We start from the raw sequence: 22,800 nt of genomic DNA, 5'->3' as shown, positions 1-22,800 counted from the left end.
CCGTCAGAATGCCAAGGTTTCTTCGATGGCCGCCGCGATGCGCGGCGGGCTCGGCAGATACATCATTTCGCGCCCGAAATACGGCGTGCACGTGTCCCACGTCGTCACGCGTTTCACCGGCGCTTCGAGATACATCAGCGCTTCGTCGTTGATGCGCGCGACGATCTCGGACGAGATGCTCACCGACTTCGGCGCTTCCTGCACGACGACGCACCGCCCGGTCTTCTTCACCGACGCCACGATGGTGTCGCTGTCCATCGGCGTCATCGTGAGCAGGTCGATCAGATCGACTTTGAGCCCGCGCGACTTGCGCAGCAGCTCGATGCCTTCGAGGGTCGGGCGCATCATCGCACCCCAGGTCACCACCGTGACGTCGTCGCCCTCTTCCACGAGTTGCGACTTGCCGATCTCCATCGTCTCCGGCTCGTCGGGGACTTCTTCGCGAAAGGCGCGATACGAGCGCTTGGGCTCCATGAAGACGACCGGGTCGGGATCGCGAATCGCGGCGGCGAGCAGCGCGCGGGCGTTGCGCGGACCCGACGGCAGAATCACTTTAACGCCCGGGATGGTGGAGTAGAGGTGCTCGCGGCTCTCGGAGTGATGCTCCAGCGCACGCACCCCCGCGCCGTACGGCATGCGCACGACGAGCGGGCACGTCCAGCGGTCCTGCGTCCGTTGCCGGTAGCGCGACGCGTGGCCCTCGAGCTGCGCCACCATGAGGTACGAGAAACCCGAGAACTGCATCTCGCACACGGGACGCAACCCCGCGAGCGCCATGCCGATCGCCGTTCCGATGATCGCGCCCTCGGCAAGCGGCGTGTCGATGACGCGCTTCGAACCGTATTTCGCGAGCAGTCCCGCCGTCACGCGGAACACGCCCTCATCCATTCCCACGTCCTCGCCCATGACGAGCACGTCGCCGTCGCGCTCCATTTCCTGATGCAGCGCGAGGTTGATGCCCTGCACCATCGTCAGTTTAGCCATGGGCCTGTTCCTCCTGCATCGGGAGAACGGCGAGGAACTCGGCCCGCTGCTTTTCGATCTCGGCGTGCGGCGCACCGAAGACGTGGTCGAAGGGCAGATCGGGTTTGAAACCCGACATGGCCTCGAACTCTTTCACCGCCGCTTCGATCTCGGCGCGCACCGAAGCGAGCAGCGCGTCCTCCTGCTTCTCCGTCCAGACCTGGCGCGACTCCATGTATTTGCGCAGGCGCGGGATGGGATCGCGCTTCCACCAGCGCGCCACTTCTTCTTCTGAACGGTACTTCTTCGGATCGTCGGCGGTGGTGTGCATCATCAGGCGGTAGGTGACCGCCTCGATCAGCGTGGGACCCTCACCGGCGTATGCGCGCTCCAGCGCCTCGCGCACCGCGCGGAACATGGCAAGCGCGTCGTTGCCGTCCACCTGAATGCCGGGCATCTGATAGGCAATGGCTTTTTGCGCGATGGTGGCCGACGCCGTCTGCGCCGAGCGCGGAATCGAGATCGCCCACTGGTTGTTTTGGCAGATGAAGACTACGGGCGATTTCCAGACCGCCGCGAAATTCATCGCCTCGTGAAAGTCGCCCTCCGACGTCGCGCCGTCGCCGAAGTGCGTGACGACGGCGGCCCGGTCGCCGCGATATTGCATGGCGTAGGCGACGCCGACGGCGTGCGGAATCTGCGAGGCGATCGGCACCGACATGGGCAGGCAGCGATCGACTCCCGGCGTGATATTTCCTTCCTCCCAGCCCGCGTGGTAGAGCAAGAACCGAGCGATCGATTCTCCGAACAGCCATCGCGCGCCCAGATCGCGAAAGCATCCCACAAACCAGTCTTTTGGCCCCATGGCCGCCGCCGCGGCGCTCGTCGGCGCTTCCTGCCCGGTCGACGGCGGAAAGGTGCCGATTCGCCCCTGCCGCTGGAGTTTGAGCATCCGCTGATCGGTTTCGCGCGACATCACCATCGCGTGATAGAGGCGAACGAGGGTGTCCTTCGGGATTTTCGGGTCGAGTTTCGCGTCGAGTTTTCCGTGTTCGTCGAGCACCTGCAAATACGACACGGAAAAGCGCTCAATCTCTTTGAGCGGCATGGGTCACCTCGTGCTCGAAAAAATTCGATACCGTTGGGGGTGCGCTGTTTGTGAGCGCCGATGGTTTACAGCGGGGCTCGAAAAGTCAAGGTTGACGGCTCTTCGATTCGTATGGAACGTCACGTCTCCCAGTCGGGCGCGGCGCGTCGCGCGTCGCGCCGATCGAACCTCTCGCCGACCGAAAGGCGCCTATTGACGGGCAGAAAAATCTCCTTATGATCCGCCCTCTTTGAACGTGCATAGGTTGCATAATTATTCACGGCCCGGTTTTCGCGACCGCCTGGGAGGAACCGCGGGCACATGACCATCATCCGCTTGAAACTCGATCGCATCGCGAGTTCGACGCGCAATGCGAAACTCGCGCGCGAGGTGCTCGTCGGCCCGCGAATCGTGGCCGAGGAAGGCTACGTGCTCGCCGTGCGCGTGCTGACCGACAAGGTCACGTACAACCAGATCGAGGATGTGTCGGGCCGCCTGATCGACGTGCGTCTCGGCGACGTGGTCGCCGGCGTGCTGGGCCGCCGCCGCGCGCTCAAAGGTTATGCGGGCGACGTCCCCCCGGAAATTCGCGCGGGCGACACGCTGCAACTGCTCAACATGGGCGGCATCATCGGGCGGTGCACCGCGTCGGTGCCCGAGCTCGGCCCGCCCTTCGACGTCGAGGTCATCGGCGCGGTGCAGAGCATCCCCCACGCGGGCGACCGGGTCGGCGAGCCCGCGCATATCCGGTCGGGTGCGATTCCCGGCGCCTCTCGCCTCGGACCGATCCCCCCGGTCGTGTACGTGGCCGGCACGAGCATGAACGCGGGCAAAACCGTGGCGGCGATCGAGATCGTCCGCCGCCTCGCGCGGCGCGGGCTGCGCGTCGCCGCGACCAAGCTGACCGGCGTTTCGCTGCGACGCGACACGCTGGGCATGATCGACGCAGGCGCGTTCATCGCGGTCACGTTCAACGACGCGGGCGTGGCGACCACGCACGACGCGGTGGCGACCGAAGTGGCGAAGGGCCTGTTCAATCATCTCGCGCCGCAGGGTGCGGACGTGATCGTCGCGGAACTCGGCGACGGGATCCTCGGCGAGTACGGCGTGGCCGACATTCTCGGCGACGCGGAGCTTGCCGCCGCCGGGACGGCGTTCGTCGTGTGCGCGCCGGATCAGGTCGCGGCATGGGGCGCTTGGCAACTGTTCAAGGAGCGCTTCCATTTGCCCATCACCGTCATGGCCGGACCCGTCACCGACAGCGGCGTGGGCCGCGATTTCATCGCGACGCATCTGGGCATCCCGGCGCACAACGCGCGACACGACGCCGAAGGGCTTGTCGAGGTCGTGCACCGGTGCATCGTGGAAAAGCGGGGCGCGGCGTGACCCTTCGTGTCGCTGTCATCGGCGCGGCCGGCTACGTCGGCGGCGAACTGCTCCGTCTCCTCGCGACGCATCCCGAGGTCGGCGAGGTCCGCGCCGTCTCGCGCACGCATCCCGGCAAGCGCTGGGGCGAGGTGCATCCCGCCTTCGCCTTCGATCGCGAGCGCGTGTTCACGGGCGACGCACCCGAGGTCGTCGCGCGGGAAGCCGACGTGGTTTTTCTCGCGCTCGGCCACGGGGAAAGCTCGCGCGTGATGCCGTCGATTCTCGAAACCCGCCCGCGACTCGTCGTCGATCTTGGAGCGGACTTTCGGCTCACCGACGTTGCGGAGTATCAAAAGCACTACGGCGAGCATCCGTGTTTCGACCTGTGCACGAGCTTCGTGTACGGCCTGCCCGAGGCGCGTCGCGACGCGCTGAAATCAGCCACGCGCGTCGCGAATCCCGGCTGCATGGCGACGGCGACGCAGCTTGCGATTCTTCCGCTCGTCGCGACGGGATTGCTTCCCGAGCGCACGGCGGTTTTCGCGATCACGGGATCGAGCGGCGCGGGCCAGACGCCCAAACCGACGACGCACCACCCGTTTCGCGCGTCCAACGTGTTCGTCTACAAACCGCTCGCGCACCAGCACGAGGCCGAGATCAACCGGCTCGTCGGCGAGGTCGCCGGTCGCAACCTTGGCGTGCGGATGATCGCGCACTCGGGTCCCTTCGTGCGCGGTATCCACGCCGCGGTTCACGTAACCTCGTCCGATCTGAGCGGGCGCGATATTGGAGCGCTGTATCGCGATCGATACTCGGGCGAGCCGTTCGTGCGCGTGATGGACGAACCGCCGCACGTCGCCGCCGTCGCGGGGACGAATTTTGCGTACGTGTCCGTGGAACAACGTGGCGACGAGACGCTCGTCACCTGCGTGATCGACAATTTGATGAAAGGCGCGGCGGGACAGGCGCTGCACAACATGAACATCGCACTCGGCCTGCCCGAAACCACGGGGCTCAACGCGCCGGGCGTGTTTCCATACTGATTGACGAAGGAGAATCGCCGAAGATGGCCGAGCACACGCTGATCGAATCGCTGAAAACCGCCATGCCCTACATCCGCAAGTATCGCGGAGAAACCTTCGTCGTGAAAATCGGCGGGCGCATTCTCGGCGACGCCGCCGCGCTATCGTCGTTCGCGCACCAGATCGCGTTTTTGCAGCAGCTTTCGATCCGCGTGATCGTCGTCCACGGCGGCGGACCCCAGGCGAGCGACTACCAGCGACGGCTCGGCATGGAACCGCAAATGATCGCCGGGCGGCGCGTCACCGACGAGGCGACCCTCGAGGTCGTCAAGATGGTGTACGGCGGCCTGCTCAACCTCAACGTGCTCTCCGCCCTGCGTGCGAACAAGGTCATGGCCGTGGGACTTTCCGGTCTCGACGCGAATCTGGTCGTCACCTCGCGACGCGCGCCGATGGAGGTGCGTCTCGATGACGGCTCCACCGACATCGTCGATTATGGCTGTGTGGGTGACGTGCGGGCCGAGCAGATCGACCCCAAGTCGCTATGTGTTTTGTGCGACGCGGAAATCGTTCCCGTCGTGGCGAGCCTCGCGGCCGACGCCGAGGGCAACGTGCTCAACGTCAACGCCGACACGATGGCGTCGGAGATCGCCGTCGCGCTTCAGGCGAAGAAGCTCGTGTACCTGACGGACACGATCGGCCTACTGCGCGACAAGACCGATCCGAAGACGCTCGTTCCCTTCGCCACGCCTGAAGACATCGCGACGATGACGGCGCAAGGCGCGATCGACGGCGGCATGGGACCCAAGGTCCGCGCTTGCGTTCGGGCGGCGACGAACGGCGTCAAGCGCACGCACATCATTCACGGTCTCGCCGAGGACAGCCTGCTCACCGAACTGTTCACGCCGGAAGGGTGCGGAACGATGATCGTCGGGCGGCCCGAGCGCGACCAGTACGAACAGGAAATCTGACGATGGCCCTCGCCGACCCGGTCGAACTCCTCGCGGAACTCGTGCGTCGCCCTAGTATCACCGGCGACACGCGGCAAGTGCAGCGCGCCGCGACGGGCTGGCTTCGCGGTTTCGGCGTGCGAGCGCAAAACGGCACGGACGGTGTGACGGCGCGCATCGGTCGCGACGGTCCGGCGCTGCTGTTCATCTCGCATCTCGACACGGTCCCACCCGGCGAAGGCTGGACGGTCGATCCCTTCGGCGCTCAGGTACGCGGCGGCAAGCTCTACGGCCGGGGAGCGACCGACGCCAAGGGCTCCGCAGCCGCAATGTGCGCCGCGTTCGCCGAACTCGCCGCCGATCCGAAATTCCACGGCCACGCTCTGCTGTACCTGTCGTCGAACGAAGAAGGCGACGTGCCCTCGGCCATCGCGGCCATTCCCCGTCTCGGGCCGATCGGCGCCGCGGTGGTCGGCGAGCCGACGATGTGCAACGTCGGCGTCGCGCAGCGCGGGCTGCTGGTTCTGGAACTTCGCGCGATGTCCGAACAGGTCCACGCGGCACATGGGCGCGAACCGTCCTCGGCCCTGCTGCTGGCACGCGATCTGGCGCGCGTGTGCGAACTGGAATTTCCGAAGGTCGATCCCGATCTCGGCGGGGTGCGGATCACGCCGACGCGTCTCGCGGCGGGCGTGGCCGACAACGTCGTGCCGCCCTCGGCGACCGCGATGCTCGACGTGCGAACCGTCCCCACCTACACGCACGACGAGATCAAGCGACGAATTCAGGATGCGTGCAAGCACTGCCGCGTCAGCCAGATCGGCACCGACTGGCCGTCCGTACGCACCCCCGCCGGTCACCGGCTGCTGGACCTCGCGCTGCGCGCGACGGGAGGCGAGACCAGCGTGGGCGCGGGCGCGAGCGATTGGGCGTTTCTGGGCGATGTTCCCGCGGTTAAAATCGGCGCGGGCGATACACACATCTCGCACCGGTCCGACGAGCACGTCGCGATTGCGCAGGTGCGAAAGGCTGCGAAGATTTACACGAAACTCGCGAAGTCGTACTTCGCCCCGGCGCGGGCAGCGTCATGAACTCGACGCAGCGACGCCGCCACGCGATTCGCCGCATCATCGCGCAGCGCGCGGTGGCGACCCAGCAGGAACTCGTCGATCTACTCCAGCGCGCGGGGATCGAGGCGACGCAAAGCTCCGTCTCGCGCGACATCGCGCACCTGGGCCTCGTCAAAATCGGCGGGCGTTATGCGATTCCCACCGAGCGCGGATTTCTGTCGGAAACGCCGATCGAGATTCTCTCGGCGGAACCGGCGGACGCGATCGCCGTGGTCAAACTGCCGCCGGGGCAGGCATCGTTGCTCGGCGTGCGGATCGACAGCGTGGGCTGGCCCGAGGTGGTGGGAACGGTCGCGGGAGACGACACGCTGATGGTGGCCTGCCGCGACCGACAGGCTCGAAATCTGGTGCTGGCACGACTTTTTGCCGGCGTGAATTCACGAAAGGACAAGGCGAGCGATGAGTGAATCGGTGAAGACGTGCGTTTTGGCGTATTCCGGCGGTCTGGACACGAGCATCATCATCCCGTGGCTCAAGGAAAACTACGGCTGCCGCGTGGTGGCCTTCGCCGCGGACATCGGCCAGGGACTCGAACTCGACGGGCTGGAAGAAAAGGCGCTCGCGACCGGCGCGGACCGCATCGTCATCGCCGATTTGCGCGAGGAGTTTCTACGCGAATATGTCTTCCCGATGATGCAGGCGGGCGCGGTGTACGAGCGGCGTTATCTGCTCGGCACCTCGATCGCCCGGCCGCTGATCGCCAAACGGATGATGGACATCGTCGAAGAAGAAGGCGCGGACGCCGTTTCGCACGGGTGCACCGGCAAGGGCAACGACCAGGTGCGTTTCGAGCTGACGTTCCGCGCGTTCAACCCCTACGTGCGCATCATCGCGCCGTGGCGCGAGTGGGATATCCGCAGCCGCGAGGACGCGCTGCGCTACGCCGCCGAACGAAAAATCCCGGTCACCGCGAGTGCGGAGAAGATCTACAGCCACGACCGCAACATCTGGCACATGTCGAGCGAAGGCGGCGAGCTCGAGGACCCCTGGAGCGAAGCGCCGGAGAAGATCTACCAGCTCACAAAGAGCGCTTTTGACGCACCCGCCGAAGGCGAGACGATCACGATCGAGTTCCGTTCCGGCTCGCCGGTCGGCATGAACGGCGAGGAATTGAATCCCGTCGTGTTGCTGGAACGGCTCAACGAGCTCGGCGGAAAGCACGGCATCGGTCGCGTGGACATCGTGGAAAACCGCCTCGTCGGCATGAAAAGCCGCGGCGTGTACGAAACGCCGGGCGGAACGATCCTCTATGCCGCGCACCACGAACTCGAATCGCTGGTGCTCGACGCGGCGACGATGCATTTCAAGAACTCGCTCGCGCCCAAGTACGCGGAGATCGTCTACAACGGTCTGTATTTCACGCCGCTACGCGAGGCGCTCGACGCCTTCGTCGCGTCCACGCAGCACAACGTGACGGGATCCGTTCGGCTCACGCTCTACAAGGGCAACGTGCTCGTGCGAGGGCGCAAGAGCCCCTATTCGCTCTACCGTGAGGACTTCGCGACCTTCGGCCACGCCGACGTGTACGACCAGCGCGACGCGGAGGGGTTCATCGAGCTGTTCGGCCTGCCGATCAGGATCCGCAGCATGATCGAGCACTCGGGTCACGAGGATCTCGTCGGCTACCGCGCGCCCAACTACTCCAAGTTCAAGCGCGACTAGGTTTCGCGTCACGGACGCGGATCGCGCCGAAGCGGGTCCGCGTAGCTTTCGATTCGACGTTCATGTCGATTTTTCTTGAAAATCGACGCGATCGGCGCTAAAGCCATGTCGGTGCGCCGCTCGGGCGCACCGACGGACGTTCCCGCCCGCATTTCTCATCCTCATTCCTTGGGCACCGCCATGAATCTGCTGGAAAAAGCCGAACTGTTGCTGCACATCGCGCGCTGGCGCGCCACCTGGGACATCCGCGACATCGACGAAAAGCCCCCGATCGTCCACCCCAAATTCATCACCGCCCGCCGGGCCGCCGAGTTGATCCCCGACGGCGCGACCATCTTCTCGTCGGGCATGGCGGCAAACGCCCGCTGCTCGATCTTTTTCTGGGCCATCAAGGAACTCTTCGCGACCAGCGCGCACCCGAAGAACCTGACGTGGATCGTCGTCGGCGCGCAGGGCGGTCGAGGCCGCGTACCGGGCACCATCGAGGAACTGAATGCCCCAGGGCTCCTCTCACGCTTCGTCGCGGGCCACCTGGAAACCGCACGGGCGTTGCTGACGGCGGCCGACGAAGGCCGCATCGAACTGCACACGATGGCGCAGGGGATGGAGACGTTCCTGCTCGAAGCCAAGTCGCGGGGCGAGAAGTCGATCGAACACGACACCGCGCTCGGCACGTTTCTCGATCCGACGGTGGGGAACGGCTCCTACGTCGGCGGCGCGCCGCAAACGATGTCGCTCATCGAGCGCGCGGGCGACAAAATGCGCTTCACGTTTCCCCGATTCGACGTGGCGCTCTTTGTCGCGCCCTACGCCGACGCCGAGGGCAACATCTACAAGCGTCACGCGTCGACGATGACCGAGGCGTACGAAAGCGCGCTCGCGACTCGCGCCGACGGCGGCCTCGTGATCGCCAGCGTCGCGGACATCATCCCGAAAAACGAGGCCGAGATTTTCATTCCCGCGGACAAGGTGGACTACATCGTCGTCAACTCGCGCAGCGAGCAGACGGGATCGATCGCCCAGCGCCGGTACTGGCCCGGTTTCACCGTGGAGCATCGCGACGAAACCGACGTCCACCACGTCGTGGAAAAGCTGAAGTTCGCCAACGACATCCTCAAGATCGCACCGGTGCGCACGCCGATCGAATTGGCCACGGCCCGGCTCGCCTCATCGGTGTTCATGCGCCTCGCGCGGCGCGGCGCGCTCATCAACATCGGCACCGGCCTGCCCGAGGAGGTCTGCCGGCTGATTTACGAGGGCGGCCTGCAGGACGAGGTGACGTTTTTCACCGAGACCGGCGTGCTCGGCGGCCTGCCCGCGCCGGGAATCTTCTTCGGCTCCGCGGTGCGCCCGCAAAGGATCATCACGTCGGCGCAGATCTTTCACATGGCCTACGACCACCTCGACATCACAATGCTCGGCGTGCTCGAGGCCGACTCGCACGGCAACGTCAACGTCTCGAAGCGCGGGCCGAAGATGATCAACTACGTCGGCCCCGGCGGACTGCCCGATCTTGTGGCGGCCGCGCGCAACATCCTGTTCGTCGGATCGTGGATGGCGCACGGCGACCTGCGCGTTGAAGACGGCAGGGTGCGGATCGCGAAACGCGGCGAACCGAAGTTCCGGGACGCCGTCTCGCAGATCACGTTCAACGGGTCCGAGGCGCTGCGCCTGGGCAAGACGGTCCACTACGTGACGAACGTCGGCGTTTTCCGGCTGACGAAGCGTGGGATGATGCTTGTGGAGGTCATGCCCGGCATCGACATCGACCGCGACATCGTGCGTGGTTGCCCGATGAAGGTGGTGCTGCCGCCGAAGGGTGAGGTGCCCGTCGTATCGCGCGAGATCGTCACCGGCGAAGGCTTCCGACTGGCGTGGCCGGTCGAGCCGCCGCCCGCGAAACGTCAGGCGCGGCGCCCCCGGCGCGATGACGCGGGAACGGCGACGGTCTGATCCGCCCGCGCGCCGTCCTGGTGCGCGAGCAGCCATTCGGCGAGCGGAACGAAGACGCGCTGGTGCGCCTCGTCGGAGATGAACATGTCGGCGTGCGCCATCGGGTAACTTGCGTCGCCGACCGTGATGACGTCATTCACCTTCGACGCCGCGAGACGTGCCGCCGACATCGCCGTCGCCTCGGGCACGATTCCGTCGGCACACGCGAGCATCAGGTAGAGCGGATTCGTCACCGCCGCCATGCCCTCGCTGATGTTCACACCGTCGATGACGAGATCCGCCGCGAGCATCCAGCGCGCGATTTCCTCGTTCAGTTGCGGATTCGGATCCTCGACCGTCTTCACCAGCATCTCGGGCTTCGACAGATCGACGGCTTTTGGATGCAGGTAGATGTGCAGAAACCCCGGAATCTTCGCCGCGATCGGCAGGGCGCAACGCGCGAGCTTACGCGTTCCGCGAAGGGCGACGAGTCCGAGGATCTTCGGTTTGGCGAAGAGCACCCGAAATATGGGATGCACGTGATCCCAGCGCAGCGGCGCGCCCATCGCCACGACGTTTCCCAGCGGATTGTCCGGCCGCAGGACGAGATAGGCGTAGAGATACGTGCCGCCGAGGGAACAGCCGATGATGTCGAGCCGGTCCCGGCGCGAGCGCGTGTGCTCCATGATGCACGCGACCGCCGCGGGCAGGTCACGCAGCACGATGTCGGCAAAGCCGTAGCGCCGCCCGCCGCCCTCGTTCACGGTCTCGTCCTGGCAGCGGAAGTTCATCGTCCAGACTTCGAAACCGGCGTCGGTGAGATAGTCGATCATCGACTCGCCGCGCGGATGCCACCCGAAAATGTACGAATTCATGCCGTAGCCGGGCACGATGGCGAGCGGGCGGAGATCGGGATTGAAGCGCGCCGGGTTGGTCGCGCGGCGGACATAGAGCCGCCAGCCGTCGCCGTTCGAGGGGTGATAGGCGTCGAATTCCACGTGGATCGTCCTAGAAGCGCTTGGCGGCGTCGAACGCCATCCACCCGTCGATGGCCTGCGCGGCGCGCTTGCCCTCGTACACGGCGTTGACGACCTCTTTCGCCTGTTTCACGCAGTCGCCCGCGGCGAACAGCCCCGGAACGCTGGTCATCCACGTGATGGGATCGACTTTGATGGTCCGGTTGGGTTCGAGTTCGAGGCCGGGCACCTCCTGGATCCACGAGAACGGCTCCTGCCCGATCGCCTTGATAAAATGGTCGCAGGGCAACTCGAAGACCTCGCCGTCCTTGCGGAACCGCGCACTCTTCACGTGACCGTTCGCGTCGCCGAGAATATCGACCGGCGCGGCGTGAAAGATCCACTCGCAGCCGTCGGCGAGCGAGATCTCGTACTCGTGATCGGTGCACTTGGCGTGCTCGCGGCCCCGACGATACACGACCGTCACCGACTCCGCGCCCAGCCGCTTCGCCTGCGTCGCCGCGTCGATGGCCGTGTTGCCCGCGCCGATGACGATCACGCGACGGCCGACCGGCACGGAGTCGAGCGACTGCGTCTTGATGCGGCGGATGAACGAGAGCGCGTCCACGACGCCATGCAGATCCTCTCCGGGAACACCGAGTCCCTTGGTCGGGCCGAGGCCGACGGCGATCAGCACCGCGTCATAGTCGGCGAGCAGCTTTTTGAGCTTCGACGGATCGACCGGCGCGCGGCCCGTCTTGATCTCGAATCCGCCGAGTTTCAGCAGATAGTCCATCTCGCGTCGCACGAAATTGGCGTCGATCTTGTATTCAGCGATTCCGTAGCGGTCGAGGCCGCCGGGCTCGCGCTCTTTTTCGAAGATCACCACATCGTGGCCGAAGCGCGACAGCTCGAACGCCGCCGCCACACCCGCGGGCCCCGCGCCGACGATCGCGATGCGCCTTCCCGTCGGTTCGCCGCGCCGGAACGGCAAGTGGCCCGACGCCATCAGTTTGTCGGTCGCGAAGCGCTGGAGCTTGCCGATGGAGATCGGCTTGTTATGCAGCGTGTTGCAGATGCACAGGCTCTCGCACAGCTTTTCGACCGGGCACACGCGCGCGCACACCGCGCCGAAAACATTGGACGCGAGAATCGTGCGCGCGGCGCTCTCGGGGTCGTTCTCCCCGATCTGGCGGATGAAGCCCGGGATGTCGATCTTCGTCGGGCATCCGCGCATGCACGGCACATCGTATTCGCAATACAGGCACCGCTGCGCCTCGACGAGCGCCTCCAGATCCGCCAGCGGCGGCTTGATCTCGGTGAAATTTCGCCGAATCTGGTCGGGGGCGATCCGCGGCGTCCAGTCGGTCGCGGTCGCCTCATCCCGTTTCATCACCTTCGTCATCTTGTCCTGGCCTTATCCCGCGATCGTCTTGCCGAGATCGACGGCGAATTTCTTCTTCATTTCCTCGTACACGGCCGCGAGCGGAGTGATCTTCGTGAACTGATACAGGTTCTGCCTCGCCTCGATCGCCCGGGCCGAACCCGTCGCCTCGTGGTATTCGTCGAGCAGCGCGGCGAGCACCTCGTAGAGTTCGTCCTCGCTGGGCGTCGAAATGGCGACGCTGCGCTCGTCGATCATGAAACGCACGTCCTGCGTGCCGTCGGGATCATAGAGGTACGCCACGCCGTCGGTCATGCCCGCGCCGATGTGGTCGCCCATGGGTCCGAGCAGCACGACGGTCCCGGCGGTCATGTATTCGCAAGCGTATTGACCCGCGCCCTCGCAGACGATGGTCGCGCCGGAGTTGCGCACGCCGAGGCGCTGTCCCGCGCGGCCCTGGATGAACAGCTTGCCGCCCGTCGCGCCGAACGCGACCGTGTTGCCGACAATCGTCGTCTGCCACGTCTTACCCGAGAAATTCTCCGGCTGGGCGATGACGACGCGGCCCCCGCTCATGCCCTTACCGACGTGGTCGTTGCACGAACCCGTGTGGCGCAGGTCCATGCCCTTCACACAGAACGCTCCGTAGCTCTGCCCGCCGGTGCCGGTGGTGTGCAGATGAATCGTCCCGGCGGTCGGCCAGCCGTCGCGGCCCCATTTTCTCGCGAGCCGCCCCGCCACGCCGACGCCGAAATCGACCGAGCTGCTGCTGTGCACCTTGTATCGGCGTTGGAGCGGCCGACCGTCGTCGATCGCCGTTCGCAGCTCGTCGTCCGCCTCCATCAGCAACCGGACCGAGTGGTCAAGATTGTCGATGGACGTGCGGCTCGCGGCTCGGACGTCCGGCGCGTGAACCTTCACATCCGTCAGTACAATCGACGGATCCATCAACTCGGCGCGCCGCAGGAATCGGTCGGGCTCGAAGCCGTATGCGTCCTTCAGGTTGCGCGCGATTTCGGAAAGCTCGCGGCGGCGCAGCAGGTCGACGCGCCCGACGAGTTCCTCGGGGTGCGAGAAGCCGAGCTTCGCGACGAGTTCCGCCACGCCCTGACCGAAGGCCAGCAGGAAATTCTTGACGTGCGCATGCGACCCGGGCCACACCGCGCGCGTGTTTTTCATTCCGGCGATGTAGGTGGGGCAGGTGCCGAGGTGGCAGCAGTTACAGTGGATGCAGCCCTGCGCGATCATCAGCGTCGTCGCGAGAACGAACTGGTCCGCTCCCATCAGCATGTACTTGACCGCGTCGTGCTCGGTCTTGACGCCGCCGCCGGCGCGCAGCTTCACGCCGTCGCGCAGGCCGAGCTCCGTGAGGGCGAGATGCACCTCGCGCAGTCCGAGTTCCGTGGGCAATCCCGTGTGCTGCAACGACGAGCGCGGCGACGCGCCGGTGCTGCCCTCGACGCCGTCGATCTCGATGATGTCGGCGCCCGCCTTGACCACGCCCGCGGCGATGGTTCCGATGCCGGTGACCGCGCACAGCTTCACGGAGATCCTCGCCTGCGGGTTCACCGCGCGCAGATCGTAGATGAGCTGCTTGAGGTCCTCGATCGAGTAGATGTCGTGGTGCGGCGGCGGACTGATGAGGTCGATGCCCGGGCGGCAGTAACGCAGCCGGGCGATCTCGTCGGTGACCTTGGCCGACATGAGCTGGCCGCCCTCGCCGGGCTTGGCGCCCTGCGCCATTTTGACCTGGATTTCGTCGGCGTTGACGAGGTATTCGGCATCGACGCCGAATCGACCGGTCGCGACCTGGCGGATTCGGCTGCGCATGTGCGCGAGTTCGCCCGTGCGGTTGCGCCGCCGGTCCTCGCCGCCCTCGCCGCTGTTGGTCATCATGCCGATCTCGTTGGCCGCCTGCGCGATCGCGCCGTGCGCCGCCGCAGTCAGCGCTCCGTGCGACATGCCGCCGCCGAATGCGCAGTCGCGCATGATGGCCTGCGCGGGCAGCGGCTCCTTGGGCTCGACGCCCTCGGGCGGTTCGATCCGCACGAGGTCGCGAATCGTGCACGGTCGGCGGCTCTCGGTCTGAAGCGAGTACTTCTTCCACTCCAGCTCGCCGCCGCTGCGCGCGACCTCCCACAGCGCGATGCGCATGGGGTCGTTGTAGCTGCGCTCGTCGAAATCGAACTCGGGCAGTTCGTCGATCGCCGCCGCGTGACGCACGCGATGGGCGACATCGTCCGCGAGCGCGTCGAAATCCACGCCGCCCACGCGCGACGGAATGCCCGGCAGGTATTTCTTCACGTCGGGACCAAGGCCGACGGCCTCGAAGAGCATCGAGCCGCGGTAGCCCTGAATCGTGCAGATGCCCATCTTGGACATGATCTTGCGAAGGCCCTCTTCGAGACCCTCGGTGGCGTTCTTCATGCCGGTGCCGATCTGACGGCCCTTGATGCGGCTGCGTTCCATGGCGTAGCGGAACAGGGCGTGCGGATGCACCGCCGTCGCGCCCAGCGCGATCAGTACCGCCACGTCGTGCGCCTCGCTGACCTCGCCGGACTGCACCACGATGCTCGTCAGCGGGCGCAGGCCGTGCTCGATCAGCGCATCGTTGACCGAACAGACGGCCAGCGGTGCGGGCACGGGCCACTGGTTCTCGGAGAAGCATCCGCGGTCGGAAAGAACCAGCACCTGCACGCCTTCGCGCGCCGCGGACAGCGACTTCTCGATCACGTCGTCGAGCGCCGCGCGCATGTCCGCGCCGGTGCCGCCCGCGGCAAACGTCATCCGAACAACGCGAGCCGGCATATGCTCCGATCCGGCGATTTCGGAGATCGTGCGCATGGTGAGGATCGGTGACTTGAGGCGCAGATTCACCGCGTCGGGGCTCGTGCGCGGCGGCACGTCCGGCATGCGCCCGAGGTAGGTCACCAGCGCCATGTCGCGCCCCTCGCGGTAGGGGTCGATCGGCGGGTTGGTGACGAGCGCGAAGCGCTGCTGGAAGAACTGGTAAATGGTCGGGCCGTCGACCGACAGGGCGGGCATCGCCCGGTCGTATCCCATCGAGTAGATCTCTTCCTTGCCCAGGTCGATCAGATGATCGGTGCTCTCCTGGCGCATTTTCGAATCCCAACCCCACGCGCGCAGGTACGCGCCGAGGCGGCCCCGGAAATGAAAGAGATCGGGATGCGAGATCGTGTCGTCGATGCCGTAACTGGTCGGCGCGTGAATCTGGCGCGAATTGATGTCGCGGAACGTGGTTTTGAGCATGGGCGCGGTTTCGCGCAGGATCTCGTAGTACACGTCCGCCGAGTGAACGATGCGCTGCGTGTCGAGGTCGAAACGCACGAGATCGCCCGGCGTGAGCTGCTGCCGAAAAACGATCTGCTCGGGGTTGTGCTCGAAGATGCCGTGCTCCGACGCCGCCATAAAGGTGCCGTCGATGCTCTGGCTCACGCGTAGCGGGCGAAGCCCCATGCGATCGAGCGAGGCGATGAGCTGCCGACCGTCGTAAGCGAGAATCGCCGCGGGACCTTCCCAGGCGCCCATCGAGCCCATGGCGCGCTTGTGAAACTCGAAGAACGCGCGCATCTCCGGCGCGAAGTTGCGTGACGAGTTCTCCCAGGATTTCGGCATCAGGATCGCGAGCACGTAGGCCAAGGTGCGGCCCTCGGCATGATATGCCTGCACCGCGCCGTCGAGGTCCGCGCTATCGCTCTGGTTCGGGATCAGCGAATTCGCCGGCCAGTCGTCCTCGAACCGACCGCTCGCGGCGACGTACCGCTCCCACGTGCGCACGGCCTGCCGGTTGCCCTGGATCGTGTTGATCTCGCCGTTGTGGCACAGCAGGCGGAACGGCTGGCACATATTCCAGTTCGGCGAGGTGTTGGTCGCGAATCGCCGGTGGAAAACCACCGTGCCGACTTCGAAATCGGGCGCGACGAGGTCCGGGAAGAGCCGCGTGAACTGCGCGCCCGCCGCCATCGCCTTGTACACCAGCACGCGGTCGGAAAACGAAACGATGTAGATCGGCAGATCCGCGGCGCGGATGCTGTCTTCCAAGCGTCGTTGCGCCTTGAACATCAGTCGCAGCGTCTGTTCGTCGCTCGCGCAGGGCGTCCAGCGCATGAGCACGTGCCGCATTTTCGGCGTGGCGCTCGCCGCGAGCGTGCCGAGCCCCGAGGGATCGAGGGGAACATGCCGCCAGAGCGCGATGGTGATGCCCATCGACGCCAGCGCTTTCTCGCAAATTTCCCGGGCCGTTTCGTCGGACAACGACGGCGTGATGAAGAGCGTCGCCACACCCCAGCCGGTGCCGTCGAGGACCGAACTGTCGGCGCCGGGAGTCGCCTCGGCGAGGGCGCGCGCGAAAAACGGCTTGGGGATATCGATCAGAAAGCCGGTGCCGTCGCCCGTTCCGTCGGGCATGCACGCGCCGCGGTGCTCGAAATTGCACACGGCCTTGAGCGCGAGATCGATCGCCTTGCGTCCCTGCGGCGTCCGACCGACCGAAACGGCCCCCACGCCGCACGCATCGTGGTCGCGGCCCGTGGGGAATATCCAGCGGTCGATCAACTCCCGAATTTCGCTCGCTTGTCGGTTCTCGTTCAAATTCGCACCCATTTTCCACTCCCCCGCGGCTGAACGCGGGAGCGGTGCCGACCGGATAATACGCCACCACGTCGTCGCCGCGCGGACGCCGAAACCGGGCCGGATGAAGCTGATTCGGTTCGAGCGGCCGCCCGGAGAAGCTCCGTGCGCCATTCGCGCGTTTCACGCCACCCGATGAGTCGCGATTTATAGCATGACGCGGTGCGTGACGACAATGTGGGTCAAAAATGCGTCCCCGTCGCCTGGAATGCGCCTCAACGCGACCATTTTCGACCTCGACGTGGGTTGACGTGGCGTAATCCGACTTTACGAATTTACCGGAGGCGCCAAGGCCATCGCCCACCTCGGCGCGGCCAGCGGCTGCCGAATCACTGCATAACTATCTGAATTTATTGAAATAAAATGAAGCTCTTCAGATCCTCGCGTTTTGGCACGGCGGTTGCGAAGGGATACGGACGTCGAAGCGAACTGGTGCTGTTGAGAAGCTGAAATGGGATCCAGGGAGGAACCGCCGATGTTGAAGAAAGCGCTGAGTGTCGTGGCCCTGACCGTCGCCATTCTGACCCCTACCTTCGCGAGCGCCGATCCGCCGCGAGTCAACGACGTCACCGTCCCCGCCGTGAGCGTCACGCAGCTCATGAACCTCGCCGAAGCGGTGCTCGACCGCGTGAGCTTGGTGCAGAAGCGTACGGCGTCGATGTTCTCGGACACCTACGTCAACGGCACGTGGTCGCCGGCGGAGTACTACGGCGACGAACGAATCAAGTTCAACGGAACCGTTCTGACCTCCTACGAGTGGTTCCAGAACGCGAACAACGTCCTCGACAAGGCGTGGGAATGCTTCATGAACGAGGAATTCAAAGCATCCCTCGGCTATGCGCGGTCGGCCAACGACATCTTCAAGATGCTCGCCGCGCACGCGAACCCCTGATTGCCTCCAATGGGTTACTGCCCAACCCATTAAAGGGCGTCCTCACCGACGCCTCCTGCCCGAAGCCGCCCCACCACCCCGAAGGTGCAAACCTTCGGGGCCCGCTTTTGGGGGCGGAAACGCGTAACACCATCTCAGGGGCCGCCGACGATTTGCCGGATTCGCTCCGCGCGGATGCGAAAAACCCCGCACTTCGACCCGGCCCATAACTCTCCGCTAGCCGCGTCCCACGCCAGCGCGCGCAGGTAGGGTCCCACGCGGATCGGCGTGCCCACGGGTTCCCAGGTGGCGAGCCGGTAGAACCACACGTCGCCGTTCATCCAGTCGCCGAGGGCGATCAGGCCCGTCCCCGGCATGAGCGCAAGAGCCCGGGGCGTGAACGGCAGCGGCACGCGTCGCTCCATCGTGAACGTCGATAGATCGACGACGTAGAGCCCGCGAAAGGCCACGTCGGTGCTGTAGAGACGCCGAGCGTCGGCCTCGAGATACCCGAGCGCGAACGGCACGCCCGTGGTGCGGACGCTGCCCGTCGCGAGGTCGTACTCGATGAGCCGGAACGGGATCCCCGCCCAATAGGACCGCGCCGAACCGGGCGACTGCCATACACCGACGATATTCGCGGCGCCGACTCGCACGTCGCGCTCGCCGAATCGGCCGAAGTCGCGCAGGCTCCACAGCGCGAGTCGACCCACCGCGTCCATGCCGACAACCGAGAACCACTGCTCGTCGGGGTCCACCACGAGGCTGTGCGGTTCGTAGTCGAGCGGCACGCGCCTCGAACGATAAGCGCCCTCGAAATCGCGCAAGCGAACCGATTCGACCGCGTGCTTGCCCGATCCGGTATGCGCGACGAGCAGTTCATCGGTGCTTTTCACGTAAGCCATGTTCTGCGGCAGCATGTCGCCGTCCATGGCGATCATGCGCGTTCGCACGGCATCGGGATTGGACACATCAAAGAGATACAGTCGATTGGCGTCGGGCTTGTTCCACGGACGCAGCAGAAGATTGCCCGCCATTTTGAACGTCGCCGCGACGAGGTTTCGATCGGGGATCGGCAAAATCGCGAAGGGATAAGACAGGTCGGCTGCCGTGGCGACCGGCGACATGCGCTCGACCTCACCGGGCACGGCGCAAGCGGCGCACTCGACCGGATCGGGCGGTCGCCAAAGCGTCGCCATGGTGGCCGGCCAAATGGCGGCATCGATGAAGGCCAGTGCAACGAGCGCGATGCGCAGATCGACCCAGGCACGCCGTTTGCGTCGGATGGCCACGAGCATCGCCGCAAGTATTCCGATCTGAACAACCGTCCAAACGACGACAAATTCCCATAAAATTGCGAGAGAGATGAAATAACCGGGAAAGACATGCCAGAGTGCCTGTGCGCCAGCGACGATGGAGGCGGTGGCGAAGAGCAACGTGAATATCAGCCGGGCTCCCGGACGAGTTCGATCCCACCAACGCGAAACGACCGCCCACCGAACCGCGCACTGAACCCCGTAGCCGAGCCAGAACCACCCCCAGGCCGGCGACGGCTTCAGGCCGTCGTACATGTGCCCAAAGACCGCCGTCGCCAGCGCATACGCGATCAACAGCGCGGACTCGAGCGCGAAGAGTCGACCGGCGCGACGGGTTTTGGTCTCGAGTTCCTGCGACAACGCGGCATCTCCGTGCCGGGTGACGGGGATCGGATGTGTTTCGCTTGTCTTGGCATCCTAGTGAATCTAAGCTTTGATTCCAGTCCAAACCGAGCGCGCCATGGCTTTTACGGATTCCGGGGTTCCGCACGACGCCCTCGAATGGGATTTCGAAACGGTTGATCGTTACCGGTTTGCACGCATCCGCGCGCAGATCGAGTTCGCGTGGAACGCCGCCCCGCTCTACCGCCGCCGCTGGACCGAGGCCGGATTCGAACCCGGCGACCTGCGCACCTGGGACGATTTCGAACGCCTGCCGCTCATCACCAAAACCGACCTGCGCGAACACGGGGATGAGCTGAACACGGTGCCGCCGGGTGAGGTCCGCGAGGTGTTCACCACCAGCGGGACCACCGGCGCGCCGGTGGTGTTTCGTTATTGCGCGGGCGATCTCGACCGCCTCGCCGCGCGCAGCGCCGACCTGCTGCGTGTCGCGGGGGTCGAAACGGGCGACCTTTTTCAGATGACCATGCCGCTCGGCGCGAAGATGTGGATCGCGGGGCTGAATTTCTGGCTTGCGTTTCAGGCAGCGGGCGCCGGGACGCTGCGCTTCGGGCCCGGCGACACACACGAGCAGATCGAGACGATGGTCGCGCTCGGCGCGACGGGAGTCTTCGCGACGGCGAGCTTCGCGATCCGGCTCGGCGAGGTGGCACACGATCTCGGTCGAATGGCCAGGTTGCCCGTGCGCAAACTCCTGATCGTCAACGAGAACATCCTTGCGCCGGACCTGACGTACAACGAGATGGGGCGCCGCATTCAAGACCTCTGGCCCGGTCGTGAGATACGCGTCGTTTACGGCAACACCGAGCTCGGGTTTTCGGGCGCGGCGTGCGCGGCGCACACCGGCTATCACACGCACGCCTCCGATCACGTCTTCGAGGTGCTCGATGTCGATTCCGGTGCGCCGATGCCGGACGGCGCGGTCGGTCGATTCGTCGTCACCACGCTCGCCTATCGCGGTTTGCCGCTCATTCGCTACGCCATCGACGACATCACGTTTCTGATGCGCGCGCCGTGCCCGTGCGGCAGGACATCAGACCGCTTCGGGCCGATCCTTGGGCGCGCGGACCAAATGCTGAAGATCAAAGGCGGCGTCAGCCTCTATCCGCCCGCCATCGAGAATCTGCTGCTCGCCACACCCGAGGTCGCCGACTACCTGTTCGAGGTCTTCCACGACGAATGGCATCGCACGAATGTGCGCGTCGTGATTGCCCCGCGCGGCGACGGACGCGACGCGACCGAGGCCGTGATCCGAGCGTTTCGCGACCGGTTGCAGTTCACACCCGAGGTGCACCTCGCGCAGCCGGGGGAGATCGCCGCGCGCGCGAACGTGCCCGGCAAGCGCAAGGCGCAGCGGTATCACGACTTGCGCGAAACGCGATGACTGACCCGGATATCACGCTCGTGATTCCGGTGTTCAACGGCGCGCATGCCCTCGACGACGCGCTCTGTGAAATCGACGATTGGCGCTCGGGCCGGAGCGGGCGGGCGTTCGTGCTTTTCGTCGACGACGGCAGCGATGACGGGACATTCGACCATCTCGCGGGCTGGGTGCGCGAGCGAGCCGACTCCCAGGTGGTGCGCCTCGCCGCCAACCACGGACTGCACACGGCCCTGCGGGCGGGCTTCGAGCACGCGACGACGCAGCTCGTCGCCACGACCGAAATCAACATCGAACACGATCCGGCGGCCATCGATCGGTTGATCGCGTACGCCACCGACGGCATCGACGCCGTGTGCGCGCGGCGCGTCGGGCGGAGCGATCCCTGGTGGCGCATGGCGCCGTCGCGCGCGATCAACGCATTTGCGCGGCTGCTGGGCGGATTGCGAATCCACGATGTGCACTGCCTGCTCAAGGTTTGGCGGCGGGAATTCGCGCTGCGCGCATTCAGCGACGTCTCGCACGGACACTTTTTGCGCACGTTGTGCGAAGGCAATCTCGCCGAGGTCGCGATCGATTTCACTCGCCGGCGATACGGCGTGTCGCGATTTTCGCCGGCCGCGCTCGGTCGTGCTTTTCTCCAGATGGTCTGCGCGGTCATCGCCTTGCGCTTCGGAGTACGTCCTTCGCACCGGCACCCCACGCGATTCACCGTCCGCGAAATCGTGATCTCGGAGACAACGCCATGAAACCCGCAGCGATCGCCGCGTCCGATGTCGCGTCCGTGCTCAGTCCCTTCGTGCGTGAGCGACCCCATTACGCAACGGATTGGCACCGCGAGTGGACGCGCGAGGACCACGCACGTTTGCTCGAAAACGCAATGACGCATGACGCCGCCGATGGTGAACTGATGGCGCTGAAGGACGGTGCGACTGTTTTCGGCGTGGCGACGTGGAAGGAATCCGCGTGGGACCATGCGTACTTCGGTCTGCGCCACGGGCGCATCGGAGTGCTGCTCGCGGATGACATTCAGACCGCGCGGAACCTCGCGACGGCGGTCACAGAGTCGATGGCGATCGCGCGCATCGAATGGGGCGCGGCGATCGTGGACGCCCGGGCGAAGAGCGCGATCACGGCGCTGCAGGAGTCCGGCTGGCGTGTGGTTTGGGCGTGCGCCAAGATGGTGTGCGATACGGCGCGCGTCGATGCCTCCGCGACCGGATTTCGCGACGGCGAACTCGAGGTCCTGCCGACGACACCCGATCACGTGCCGATCCTCGTTGAAGCGGCGAACCGTCTGCACGACACGCACTGGCTGCAAACCCTCGACGAACTCCCGCTCGATCGCCGCCGCGTGTACGTCGGCGAGCTCACGCGCAACTGCTGCACGACGGATTTCGCCGATGTGAACCTGACGCTGCTACGCAAAGGCGTGCCCATCGGCCACAACGCGAGCAAGTTTTTTTTTGCTCCCGAAGGCGTCACGGCGCTCTCCTACACGTTCGAGCGCAACACCTTCATCGATCCCGCGCTTCAGTCCGCCGGGTACGGGAGATTTCTCGAACGGGCCGTCGTGAAGACGCTTCAGAGCCGCGTTCGACTGCTGACCGGGCGCGTTCGGATCGAAGCGCCCGGCATGTTTCGCATTCTCGAACGCGCGGGATTCGAGAGCCGGGGCGGGGAGCTGTATTTCGCGCGGCGGTTCTGACGGGACCCGTGCATAATC

At 65.5% G+C, this 22,800-nt stretch carries 17 protein-coding genes; 11 read left to right on the top strand and 6 right to left on the bottom strand.

Annotation, left to right across the window (positions count from 1 at the left end):
• Window positions 1-3: 3 nt before the first annotated feature.
• Window positions 4-984, bottom strand: coding sequence for an alpha-ketoacid dehydrogenase subunit beta (locus IT350_19245; protein MCC6160196.1), 981 nt, complete (start codon window positions 982-984; stop codon window positions 4-6).
• On the bottom strand, window positions 977-2,071 hold the full coding sequence (pdhA, locus tag IT350_19240) for a pyruvate dehydrogenase (acetyl-transferring) E1 component subunit alpha (GenBank protein MCC6160195.1): 1,095 nt from the start codon (window positions 2,069-2,071) through the stop codon (window positions 977-979). Before pdhA ends, IT350_19245 begins: the two co-directional genes overlap by 8 nt.
• 300 nt (window positions 2,072-2,371) lie before the next feature.
• Between pdhA and IT350_19235 the strand changes: the two genes are divergently transcribed.
• The 7 genes from IT350_19235 to IT350_19205 all read left to right on the top strand — a co-directional run bounded on the left by IT350_19235 (window position 2,372) and on the right by IT350_19205 (window position 10,135).
• Window positions 2,372-3,436, top strand: coding sequence for a hypothetical protein (locus IT350_19235; GenBank protein MCC6160194.1), 1,065 nt, complete (start codon window positions 2,372-2,374; stop codon window positions 3,434-3,436).
• On the top strand, window positions 3,433-4,461 hold the full coding sequence (gene argC / locus IT350_19230) for an N-acetyl-gamma-glutamyl-phosphate reductase (GenBank protein ID MCC6160193.1): 1,029 nt from the start codon (window positions 3,433-3,435) through the stop codon (window positions 4,459-4,461). The genes IT350_19235 and argC overlap by 4 nt, the downstream gene beginning before the upstream one ends.
• A gap of 23 nt (window positions 4,462-4,484) precedes the next feature.
• Entirely contained in the window at window positions 4,485-5,411 is a 927-nt protein-coding gene (gene argB, locus IT350_19225) for an acetylglutamate kinase (protein MCC6160192.1), read from the top strand.
• 2 nt (window positions 5,412-5,413) lie between these two features.
• Window positions 5,414-6,481 carry a M20/M25/M40 family metallo-hydrolase gene (locus IT350_19220; protein ID MCC6160191.1) on the top strand — a complete coding sequence of 356 codons (1,068 nt, stop codon included), beginning with the start codon at window positions 5,414-5,416 and terminating at the stop codon, window positions 6,479-6,481.
• The gene (locus tag IT350_19215; protein ID MCC6160190.1) at window positions 6,478-6,927 is read left to right on the top strand and encodes an arginine repressor; all 450 of its coding nucleotides are present in this window, start codon (window positions 6,478-6,480) and stop codon (window positions 6,925-6,927) included. The genes IT350_19220 and IT350_19215 overlap by 4 nt, the downstream gene beginning before the upstream one ends.
• Window positions 6,920-8,182, top strand: a complete 1,263-nt coding sequence (locus tag IT350_19210; protein MCC6160189.1) for an argininosuccinate synthase — start codon at window positions 6,920-6,922, stop codon at window positions 8,180-8,182. The genes IT350_19215 and IT350_19210 overlap by 8 nt, the downstream gene beginning before the upstream one ends.
• 180 nt (window positions 8,183-8,362) lie before the next feature.
• A complete protein-coding gene (locus tag IT350_19205; protein ID MCC6160188.1) occupies window positions 8,363-10,135 on the top strand; it encodes a hypothetical protein in 1,773 nt (590 codons plus the stop codon).
• Here IT350_19205 and IT350_19200 read toward each other — a convergent pair.
• The 3 genes from IT350_19200 to gltB are packed head-to-tail and all read right to left on the bottom strand — an operon-like array spanning window position 10,087 to window position 17,077.
• The gene (locus IT350_19200; GenBank protein MCC6160187.1) at window positions 10,087-11,112 is read right to left on the bottom strand and encodes an alpha/beta hydrolase; all 1,026 of its coding nucleotides are present in this window, start codon (window positions 11,110-11,112) and stop codon (window positions 10,087-10,089) included. The genes IT350_19205 and IT350_19200 overlap by 49 nt on opposite strands.
• A gap of 10 nt (window positions 11,113-11,122) precedes the next feature.
• Window positions 11,123-12,463: an NAD(P)-dependent oxidoreductase gene (locus tag IT350_19195; protein MCC6160186.1), complete on the bottom strand. Its 1,341-nt coding sequence runs from the start codon at window positions 12,461-12,463 to the stop codon at window positions 11,123-11,125.
• Between the two features lie 24 nt (window positions 12,464-12,487).
• Window positions 12,488-17,077 (bottom strand): glutamate synthase large subunit, encoded by a 4,590-nt coding sequence (gene gltB / locus IT350_19190; protein ID MCC6160185.1) that lies wholly within the window; start codon window positions 17,075-17,077, stop codon window positions 12,488-12,490.
• 502 nt (window positions 17,078-17,579) lie between these two features.
• Between gltB and IT350_19185 the strand changes: the two genes are divergently transcribed.
• Window positions 17,580-17,996 carry a hypothetical protein gene (locus tag IT350_19185; GenBank protein ID MCC6160184.1) on the top strand — a complete coding sequence of 139 codons (417 nt, stop codon included), beginning with the start codon at window positions 17,580-17,582 and terminating at the stop codon, window positions 17,994-17,996.
• Between the two features lie 134 nt (window positions 17,997-18,130).
• On the opposite strand, the gene IT350_19180 is transcribed toward IT350_19185, so the two are convergent.
• The gene (locus tag IT350_19180; protein ID MCC6160183.1) at window positions 18,131-19,651 is read right to left on the bottom strand and encodes a hypothetical protein; all 1,521 of its coding nucleotides are present in this window, start codon (window positions 19,649-19,651) and stop codon (window positions 18,131-18,133) included.
• Window positions 19,652-19,751: 100 nt separating this feature from the next.
• On the opposite strand from IT350_19180, the gene IT350_19175 reads away from it, so the two are divergent.
• From IT350_19175 to IT350_19165, 3 genes are read left to right on the top strand one after another with little or no spacing between them, the layout of a single operon-like run.
• Window positions 19,752-21,077: a hypothetical protein gene (locus IT350_19175; protein ID MCC6160182.1), complete on the top strand. Its 1,326-nt coding sequence runs from the start codon at window positions 19,752-19,754 to the stop codon at window positions 21,075-21,077.
• Entirely contained in the window at window positions 21,074-21,823 is a 750-nt protein-coding gene (locus tag IT350_19170) for a glycosyltransferase family 2 protein (GenBank protein MCC6160181.1), read from the top strand. The genes IT350_19175 and IT350_19170 overlap by 4 nt, the downstream gene beginning before the upstream one ends.
• Complete coding sequence (locus tag IT350_19165) at window positions 21,820-22,782, top strand: hypothetical protein (protein ID MCC6160180.1); 963 nt, start codon at window positions 21,820-21,822, stop codon at window positions 22,780-22,782. Before IT350_19170 ends, IT350_19165 begins: the two co-directional genes overlap by 4 nt.
• The last annotated feature ends 18 nt before the right edge of the window (window positions 22,783-22,800 follow it).

The organism is Deltaproteobacteria bacterium (genome assembly GCA_020845895.1).
GTDB lineage: Bacteria > Lernaellota > Lernaellaia > JACKCT01 > JACKCT01 > JADLEX01.
Note: the sequence above shows the minus strand (reverse complement) of the source record. Positions and strands in the feature narration are given on the sequence as shown.

What these genes read in the sequence shown, in the direction of transcription:
- IT350_19245 (MCC6160196.1), bottom strand. Translation starts at nt 984, where the DNA reads ATGGCTAAACTGACGATGGTGCAGGGCATCAACCTCGCGCTGCATCAG.
- pdhA (MCC6160195.1), bottom strand. Translation starts at nt 2,071, where the DNA reads ATGCCGCTCAAAGAGATTGAGCGCTTTTCCGTGTCGTATTTGCAGGTG.
- IT350_19235 (MCC6160194.1), top strand. Translation starts at nt 2,372, where the DNA reads ATGACCATCATCCGCTTGAAACTCGATCGCATCGCGAGTTCGACGCGC.
- argB (MCC6160192.1), top strand. Translation starts at nt 4,485, where the DNA reads ATGGCCGAGCACACGCTGATCGAATCGCTGAAAACCGCCATGCCCTAC.
- IT350_19220 (MCC6160191.1), top strand. Translation starts at nt 5,414, where the DNA reads ATGGCCCTCGCCGACCCGGTCGAACTCCTCGCGGAACTCGTGCGTCGC.
- IT350_19215 (MCC6160190.1), top strand. Translation starts at nt 6,478, where the DNA reads ATGAACTCGACGCAGCGACGCCGCCACGCGATTCGCCGCATCATCGCG.
- IT350_19210 (MCC6160189.1), top strand. Translation starts at nt 6,920, where the DNA reads ATGAGTGAATCGGTGAAGACGTGCGTTTTGGCGTATTCCGGCGGTCTG.
- IT350_19205 (MCC6160188.1), top strand. Translation starts at nt 8,363, where the DNA reads ATGAATCTGCTGGAAAAAGCCGAACTGTTGCTGCACATCGCGCGCTGG.
- IT350_19195 (MCC6160186.1), bottom strand. Translation starts at nt 12,463, where the DNA reads ATGAAACGGGATGAGGCGACCGCGACCGACTGGACGCCGCGGATCGCC.
- gltB (MCC6160185.1), bottom strand. Translation starts at nt 17,077, where the DNA reads ATGGGTGCGAATTTGAACGAGAACCGACAAGCGAGCGAAATTCGGGAG.
- IT350_19185 (MCC6160184.1), top strand. Translation starts at nt 17,580, where the DNA reads ATGTTGAAGAAAGCGCTGAGTGTCGTGGCCCTGACCGTCGCCATTCTG.
- IT350_19175 (MCC6160182.1), top strand. Translation starts at nt 19,752, where the DNA reads ATGGCTTTTACGGATTCCGGGGTTCCGCACGACGCCCTCGAATGGGAT.
- IT350_19170 (MCC6160181.1), top strand. Translation starts at nt 21,074, where the DNA reads ATGACTGACCCGGATATCACGCTCGTGATTCCGGTGTTCAACGGCGCG.
- IT350_19165 (MCC6160180.1), top strand. Translation starts at nt 21,820, where the DNA reads ATGAAACCCGCAGCGATCGCCGCGTCCGATGTCGCGTCCGTGCTCAGT.